The 8067-nt window shown below is 40.0% G+C and carries 6 protein-coding genes; 2 read left to right on the forward strand and 4 right to left on the reverse strand.

Annotation, left to right across the window (positions count from 1 at the left end; genetic code table 11):
- Positions 1–137: 137 nt before the first annotated feature.
- Both IQ244_RS13035 and petJ read right to left on the reverse strand, forming a co-directional pair.
- The gene (locus IQ244_RS13035) at positions 138–1055 is read right to left on the reverse strand and encodes a tetratricopeptide repeat protein (protein WP_193894592.1); all 918 of its coding nucleotides are present in this window, start codon (positions 1053–1055) and stop codon (positions 138–140) included.
- Positions 1056–1135: 80 nt separating this feature from the next.
- Positions 1136–1471 (reverse strand): cytochrome c6 PetJ, encoded by a 336-nt coding sequence (gene petJ / locus IQ244_RS13040; protein ID WP_193894594.1) that lies wholly within the window; start codon positions 1469–1471, stop codon positions 1136–1138.
- Between the two features lie 307 nt (positions 1472–1778).
- Here petJ and IQ244_RS13045 point away from each other — a divergent pair, with 307 nt between their 5' ends.
- Positions 1779–3917 carry a PAS domain-containing sensor histidine kinase gene (locus tag IQ244_RS13045; RefSeq protein WP_193894596.1) on the forward strand — a complete coding sequence of 713 codons (2139 nt, stop codon included), beginning with the start codon at positions 1779–1781 and terminating at the stop codon, positions 3915–3917.
- Between the two features lie 134 nt (positions 3918–4051).
- On the opposite strand, the gene IQ244_RS13050 is transcribed toward IQ244_RS13045, so the two are convergent.
- Both IQ244_RS13050 and IQ244_RS13055 read right to left on the reverse strand, forming a co-directional pair.
- Positions 4052–4537 (reverse strand): GNAT family N-acetyltransferase, encoded by a 486-nt coding sequence (locus tag IQ244_RS13050; RefSeq protein WP_193894598.1) that lies wholly within the window; start codon positions 4535–4537, stop codon positions 4052–4054.
- 138 nt (positions 4538–4675) lie between these two features.
- Positions 4676–5845, reverse strand: coding sequence for an RpoD/SigA family RNA polymerase sigma factor (locus IQ244_RS13055; protein WP_193894600.1), 1170 nt, complete (start codon positions 5843–5845; stop codon positions 4676–4678).
- 782 nt (positions 5846–6627) lie between these two features.
- Here IQ244_RS13055 and priA point away from each other — a divergent pair.
- The coding region (gene priA, locus IQ244_RS13060; protein WP_193894602.1) for a replication restart helicase PriA at positions 6628–8067 on the forward strand (1440 nt) is incomplete at its 3' end.

Raw genomic sequence — 8067 nt, forward strand, 5'->3', positions numbered from 1 at the left:
TTGTTGCGGTTATTGCAAAATCTTGTCAAACGACATACTGTCGTATTTCCAGTAAGTAATTGTTGATAAATCAAGCAAGTATTATGGTATAAAAAGTAGGGGCGAACGGCCGTTCGCCCCTACTTGTGAATTATTCTTCAAGCTACTTCAACTGCTAGTTGGATTTCTTGTTGCAAGCGCTTGAGTAGATCTATGGTTTTTTCGTAGGCAACTTTTTGGTTTTGGTGTTCAAAATACTCAGATGCTTTGTTTAAATCAGCGATCGCTCTTTGTTGATATCCTAGATAATATTGAGCAATGCCTCGATTCAGATAAGCTTGGCCATTACTGGGATCTAGCCGAATAACTTCCGAAAAATGGTTGACCGCACCTGTGTTGTCTCCGTTACGACCACACACACAACCAAGGTTAAAATAAGCTCTGTAATCTTTAGCGTTGAAACGAAGCGCTAAATGAAAGTCCTGCATGGCGGCGGCTAAATTATGCAACCGAAAATGAGCCAAACCCCTATCGTTGTAAATATCTGCAAATAATACATTGGCTACTGGCGGAATTTGTGTTAATGCCCGATTAAAATCCGCAATTGCAGATGTGTGCTGACCTAAGGCATTATGAGCTACACCCCGATTATAGTAGGCGCGAAAATCATCAGGTTTGTGAGCGATCGCTAGATTATCATCGTTGATAGCACGGACATAATTACCTTGTCTGTAATGTGCTAAACCCCGATTTAAATAAGCTTCCACATTATTTGGTGTGAAATTTATTGCTTGTGTACAATCAGCGATCGCTTGATGGTAATCTTGTAAATGAAGATAAGCAAGACAGCGATTACTGTAAGCAACAGCATTTTTTCCACCCTGTTCAATTGCCTGATTAAATTGAACTATTGCTTCTTTATAGTTATCTTGCTGCATCTGTACCACACCTAAATCGAAAGAGTTACTAGCTAGGTTTGGAGCCAGCAATGTAGTTGATGCAGGTAGAATCTGACTAGCAAAAGTCAAAGGAAACACAATTAGCAAACTGAATAAAAACCGCCAAAAATTAGTCATAAAGTATGAGAGACAATTTCGGCACAACAATATAATCTGCGGGACAATTAGCCCCGCAGCTTGTAAGACTCTATACTAACCTACTTCCAATCTTTGTCTGCTTGTCCTAATACGTAAGCAGCTACATCTTCAATTTGGTTAGATTTTAGACGGCCTTTAAAAGCTGGCATTGCATTTTTACCATTTGTTACTTGAGCAATAATGGCCTCTGCTGAGTTCATACCATACTTTTCTAAAGCATCTTTTTTCAAGGTCTTATTAGCTTGAACTAAATTCTTACCACCTGCGTGACAAGAAGCACAATTAGCACTAAATACTTTAGCTCCATTGACGGTATCGGCTGCTAAAGCTGGGCTGCTGAAGGCAAATGTAAAGATAGCAATGCCTAACAGCATAACTGAAATGATTTTCTTCATGGAGTGTTCTCTCTCAAACCAACGTGAATTGCGGACGGTATCATCCCTAATTGTCAGTTGATTAAATTCTCTTCGTCAAAAGACAGGCTGTCAAACTTCGCTGCAATGATTGCGAATAGCCATATCTAATCAGTTAAGAAAAGCTCATTTCAAAATCAGCGATCGCACTCTTGCTATACTCACAATTAGTATGCGATTGATAGCAGATAAAGCCTCATATTCATCAGGCAGAATGTTACATAGCTTCAACAAAAGGGAATTCTAGATTTAACAGCCAAATAAAATCTATATAATCCCTCCCATTAGGATGAACTCCCGAAAGAAAAGTATTCAAAAAAGTAATATTAAGAATTGTTGTGATCATGCCAGTACTAATAGTGCAACTGCATCTCAACCAGCGGAACAACAGTTAAAACAGCTACAAAACAAACTATTCTTACTAATCCAACACAATCCTTTACCCATAATAGAGTGGAATACAGCCTTTGAGGTAACAGAATGGAATTCTGCTGCTGAAAAATTATTTGGATACAGTCAAAATGAAGTTATTGGTTGCGATGTCACAAAATTAATTGTGCCAGAAAGTCAAAGACCACAGGTTGGCAAAATGATGGAGCTATTACTGCAACAGCCAGGAGGAGCTAACAATATCCATATCCATAAAAATATTACAAAAAATAAAAAAAACATTATTTGTGAGTGGTCGAATATTCCTATTTTTGATTTAAATGGCCAGGTAATTAGTATTGTCTCAACAGTGCAAGATGTCACGCAGGTGAAGAGTTTTGCTACAGCCATACGCGAAAACGAAAAAATTTATCAGTCAATCTTAGATGCCATCACTGATATGGTTTTGGTTAAAGGTGCTAAATCGCGGATTATTTGGGCTAATAAAGCCTTCCGTGATTATTACGGTATGACCACAGAACAACTGCAAGATTTGATTGATGCACCTTTTAGTGAACCTGACAATACCCTTCAGTACATCAAAGATGATGCTTATGTATTTGAAACTGGAAAAACTCTCTTAATTCCCCAAGAACCTGTGACGCGGTATGATAGAGAAGTACGCTTGTTTCACACTATCAAATCTGCCATCCGTAACGAACAAGGTGAAATTGTGATGACAGTAGGTGTATCTCGTGATGATAGCGATCGCCAACAAGCAGAAAAAGAACAAGCAAAATTATTGGCAATAATAGAAGCAGCACCAGACTTTATCAGCACGGCTGACTTAACTGGACAAGTTCTCTACTTTAATAAAGCTGCTCGCAGAATGTTGGGACTGTCAGAAACAGAATCATTCTCAGGCAGAAATTTGTCCCAAAATCACCCCCAATGGACAAATGAAATCATCATGAATCAGGGAATACCAGAATCAATTCGCTGTGGTAATTGGGTGGGAGAAACAGCATTGTTGGGAGCAGATGAACAAGAAATTCCTCTTTCTCAACTAATCATTGCTCACAAGTCACCAGCGGGAGAAGTTGAGTATTTTTCAACAGTTGCTAGGGATATTAGCGAACTTAAAGCGGCTGACGCAACCCTACGCCAAAAAGCCCAAGATTTAGAGCAAACCCTCAAAGAACTCCAATACACCCAAGCACATCTTATCCAAAGTGAAAAAATGTCATCTATTGGTCAATTGGTTGCGGGAGTTGCTCACGAAATCAATAATCCAACCAGCTTTATTTATAGCAACATTCAGCCAGCGAACGAATACATCAAAGATTTACTAGAACTAATTCAGCTTTATCAAGAACATTATCCCCAGCCTATAAAAGTTATTCAAGACCAAATAAAAGCTATTGACCTAGAATTTTTAATGGCGGATTTACCTCGCTTACTGTCCTCAATGAAAATCGGCGCAGAACGAATTACACAAATTGTTCTCTCCTTACGCAATTTTTCGCGGATGGATGAAGCAGAGTGTAAAACCGTAGATATTCATTCTGGCATTGATAGCACTTTAGTTATTTTGGCACATCGTCTCAAAGCGCAACATAACCGTCCGGCGATCGCACTCATCAAAGAATATGGCAATTTACCTGTAGTAGAATGCTACCCAGGGCAGTTGAACCAAGTTTTTATGAACATTTTGGTGAATGCTTTAGATGCTTTAGAAGAACGAGATCAAAAACGTTCTCTTGAAGAAATACAACAAACACCAAGTACTATCCGTATTCATACTTCTGTATCTGATACGCAACACATTCTTATTCGGTTTGCTGACAACGGGCCAGGTATACCAGAAAATTTACTCAAACGTTTGTTTGACCCTTTCTTTACAACTAAACCCGTGGGTGTAGGTACAGGTTTAGGGTTATCAATTAGCTATCAAATTGTCGTGGAAAAGCACAAAGGAAAACTGACTTGTTTCTCAACACCAAAACAAGGAACTGAATTTAAAATTGAGATTCCTATAGGAATCCGACTTGATTATTGAAATTACTTGTGTAGAAAGGTAACAGGTAACAGAGATGTACTGAGTTTTTTCTCCAAATTAAATATGATTCCTATATCTAGCTGTAAAACTCTGAAGTCGGAAATTAATCACCCAGTGTAGGTTACTATTTTTAACTAACTTTTAGTTGCTAAGTTTGTCAATTCTTCTTCTGTGACGCGACAAATTCGCCAATCATCTAAAATGCTGGCTCCCATACTGCGATAAAATGCTTGTGCCGGCTCGTTCCAATCAAGAACGCTCCACTCTAAGCGCCCACAATTTCGCTCGACAGCAATTTGCGCTAGTTTAGTTAAAAGTGCCTTACCAATACCTTTGCGGCGATACTCTGGTAAAACAAATAAGTCTTCCAGGTAAATTCCCGGCTTGGTGAGAAAGGTAGAATAGTTGTGAAAAAATAAGGCAAAACCGACAGCCTGCCCTTGATATTCTGCCAAGATGGCCTCGATATATTTTGGCGAACCAAATAGATGCGCTTCGAGTGCCGCAGCATCTCCTGTAACAGCGTGAGATAATTTCTCGTACTCAGCTAACTGTTTAATTAAGTGAAATAGTACGTTGCTATCAGATGGTTCAGCAAAACGCAAAATTAAATCGGTCATTAGTCCATAGTCATTAGTCCATAGTCATTAGTCCATAGTTCATGACCTGTAGTCAAGAGTAGGTGACAGGTGACAGGTTATAGAGTGGTTTATCAGACTCAGATGTCTGAACCAGCTATCACTTTTGACTTTTGACTTTTAAATCAGCCAACCCTTCAAACGTTTAGCAATGTGAGGGCGGCGTAATTTTCGCATAGCTTTGCTTTGAATTTGGCGCACTCGTTCACGGGACAAGTTGAACATATTGCCAACTTCTTCTAGAGTGCAGGGTTCACTGGTTGTAAGTCCATAGCGCAAAGATATTACGTCTTTCTCCCGTGGAGTTAGCACATCACCTAAGACTTCCCAAATCTCCTGGCGCATCATGTTTTCATTCATTTTTGCTTCGGGAGAGAGGTTGTCCTCATCTTCTAACAAGTCCATCAATTCGGTGTCTTCTTCTTTACCGACACGGTGGTTGAGGGAAAGTGCTTGGCGGCGTAGTTGTTGTAGTTGGCGTAATTGTTGGACGGTCATTTCCAAAGAAGCGGCCATTTCTGCTTCTGAGGGGTTATGACCAAGTTTTTGTTTAAGTTCTCGTTGGGCTTTTTTGAGTTTGTTAAGTTTTTCAACAATATGAATTGGTAAGCGAATTGTGCGAGCATCATTAGCGATCGCTCTGGTAATTGCTTGTCTAATCCACCAATAAGCATAAGTGGAAAACTTATATCCTTTATCGGGATCAAATTTTTCTGTAGCGCGATTTAATCCCATCGCCCCTTCTTGAATTAAATCTAAAAAAGGCACTCCGCGATTTAAATATCGTTTGGCAATTGATACCACTAATCTCAGGTTCGAGCGAATCATTTTGCGTTTCGCTACTCGACCTTGATATAAGCGGCTTTCTAGCTGTTTTTCTGTTAAATCTAACTGAGCAGCTACTTGCATCTTCGTTGGTGGCTGTCCCAGTTGTTCTTGTAAACCAGCTTGAATTTCTCTGACTTCTTCTAGAAATCGGACTCGCCGCGCTAATTCTACTTCTTCATCCGGTTTCAGTAGCGGATAACGTGCCATTTCTTTAAAAAATGCACCTACTGCATCATCATGCTCGGTTTTGTTATATCCTGAAGGTCGAGCCGCTGCCATCTCATCCCCATCACGTTCCTCTGAGTCGAGATTTTCTGCAATTGGGGATTCTTCTTCTACCAATATTTCTAAACTTTCGAGTAGTTGCTCTTCTGTCTCGACAGCGGTTTCCAGTATTTCCATTGTTCCCAATTCAGCAATATTCATAGTTTCCTTTAGGGATGGTTGCTTTGTTTGGTACATAATTCCTTGACAGCTACTCGCTTGCAGCTTGGTAGTTTCCCCTGAGAAACAAATGCACCCTCTCTATAGCAAAGTACAAGTTTCTACTAATTACTTAGCAAAACCAAAAATTCTTTTCTAGCTGTCATTTTTTGGTTCCTGCTAGATAGAACCCTCTCGCCAATACTGGTTATTGCACCTAAAAATTAATTGTCTCAGGTTCTAACAGATATACTTCTTATTTTTTGATTAATCCCTAAATCTGTCAAACTCCCTCAACCATTCTCAACCTTAACAAATATAAAAGAAACCCAGTAATTAGTCCCATTTCTTAAAATTTCCTATATTTTTATAAAGTTTTTAGCTTTAGGGGTAGGAATTAATGTCGAAATTTAAAGTTTTGATTTGGGGTTATTGTAACTGCATAAAATTTTCTCAAGGTCAAAATTTCAGTAATTTAATTATCTGAAATCAATTATTTGTATAAAAGCATCTCATATACACCAAGAATTGAATATCTATCAATGGACGGAAAAAGGCTATGCCATATTTAGTAAATAGACAAATGATTTCATAAATAGTCAGAGATTATAGCTGTGTTTTTATCGTGGGTGGACTTCAAATATTTATTGCACGTATAGCTAAGTTTGATTTGTCTAGTACGTTACATAACAGGAAACTTATCAAGTATCATGAGGGATAAAAGTAGTGCGAAATACACTTTACCTTTTACAGAGAAAAAAGTTATTTTTGGCGAGTTAAGTGAAGGGATAATAAATTCCTGTCAATAAAAAACAAAAAATATGTATATTAATGACTTAAATTTACAAAAATTAGTAGTTGCCGAACCAGTAGAGTCATATCAAGCCCAAAATTTGGGGAATCGTTATGTGGAAGTTTTGGTAGACTGTCCAGGGGCAACAGGATTATTTACGTACCGATTGCCACCGCAGTTAGAAATAAAACCAGGGGATATTTTAACTGTGCCATTTGGCGCACAACAATTAGGCGCGATCGCCATTCGTTTATTAGCAACACCCAATTTAGCCCCAGACAAAATTCGGGAAGTCGAAGATGTTGTCAGTGTGGGGTTTTTTCCCAGCCATTATTGGGAATTATTAAATCGAGTTGCCACCTATTACTATACGCCCCTAATTCAAGTGATTCGTGTTGCTTTACCACCAGGATTATTAGGGCGATCGCAACGTCGTATCCGCTTAACTAGTAATAGCCAAAACCCCGAAAGTCCAAAACTATCGACAGTCAATTTTCTCAGCCCATCGGCACAGCAAATTCTCCAACTATTGCAAACTCAACCATCAGGGGATTATAGCTTTGCATACCTGCAACAAAAAGTCAAATTCACCTATCGGGGAGTGCGAGAATTATTACGCTTGGGTTTGGTGGAAAGTTATTTAGAAGCGCCACGACTCACCCGCCCCAAATTACAAAAAGCGGTCATATTAATTGATACTAGCGATCGCGATTTAACGGCGCGTCAACGGGAAATTATCGAAGTCTTGCGCCGTCGCGGTGGGGAATTATGGCACAGCGAACTATTGCAAATTTGTAGCGCCAGTTCTTCCATCCTCAAAACCTTGGCACAAAAGGGTTACATAGTTATTGAAGAACGGGAAGTTTTACGGGCAGAACAAAGCCCGACATTAACCCAAGACCAAGCAAAAACCTTAAATGCAGCCCAAGCCAACGCCTTAGCAAGTATACAGTCCGTAAATCAATTTGCTCAAGTCTTGTTGCACGGAGTCACAGGTTCCGGCAAAACCGAAGTATATTTACAAGCGATCGCACCCCTGCTACATCAAGGCAAATCAGCCTTAGTTTTAGTCCCAGAAATTGGACTCACACCCCAACTCACCGATAGGTTTCGCGCCCGTTTTGGTAACAAAGTCGCCGTTTATCACAGCGCCCTTTCTGAAGGGGAACGGTACGACACCTGGCGACAAATGCTCACAGGTGAACCCCAAGTTGTGATTGGGACGCGTAGTGCAATTTTCGCCCCCTTACCCAAACTGGGTTTAATTATCTTAGACGAAGAACACGACAGCAGTTTTAAACAAGATTCTCCCATTCCCACCTACCACGCCCGCACCGTCGCCCAATGGCGGGCTGAGTTAGAAAATTGTCCCTTAGTTTTAGGTTCAGCAACTCCGTCGTTGGAGAGTTGGGTGAATGTGAGAAGGCAGGAGGTAGAAGGCAGGAGGCAGGAGGCAGGGGGGCAGGGG

Source organism: Nostoc sp. LEGE 06077 (assembly GCF_015207705.1).
Classification (GTDB): Bacteria; Cyanobacteriota; Cyanobacteriia; order Cyanobacteriales; family Nostocaceae; genus Nostoc_B.

What these genes read in the sequence shown, in the direction of transcription:
- IQ244_RS13035 (WP_193894592.1), bottom strand. Translation starts at nt 1,055, where the DNA reads ATGACTAATTTTTGGCGGTTTTTATTCAGTTTGCTAATTGTGTTTCCT.
- petJ (WP_193894594.1), bottom strand. Translation starts at nt 1,471, where the DNA reads ATGAAGAAAATCATTTCAGTTATGCTGTTAGGCATTGCTATCTTTACA.
- IQ244_RS13045 (WP_193894596.1), top strand. Translation starts at nt 1,779, where the DNA reads ATGAACTCCCGAAAGAAAAGTATTCAAAAAAGTAATATTAAGAATTGT.
- IQ244_RS13050 (WP_193894598.1), bottom strand. Translation starts at nt 4,537, where the DNA reads ATGACCGATTTAATTTTGCGTTTTGCTGAACCATCTGATAGCAACGTA.
- IQ244_RS13055 (WP_193894600.1), bottom strand. Translation starts at nt 5,845, where the DNA reads ATGTACCAAACAAAGCAACCATCCCTAAAGGAAACTATGAATATTGCT.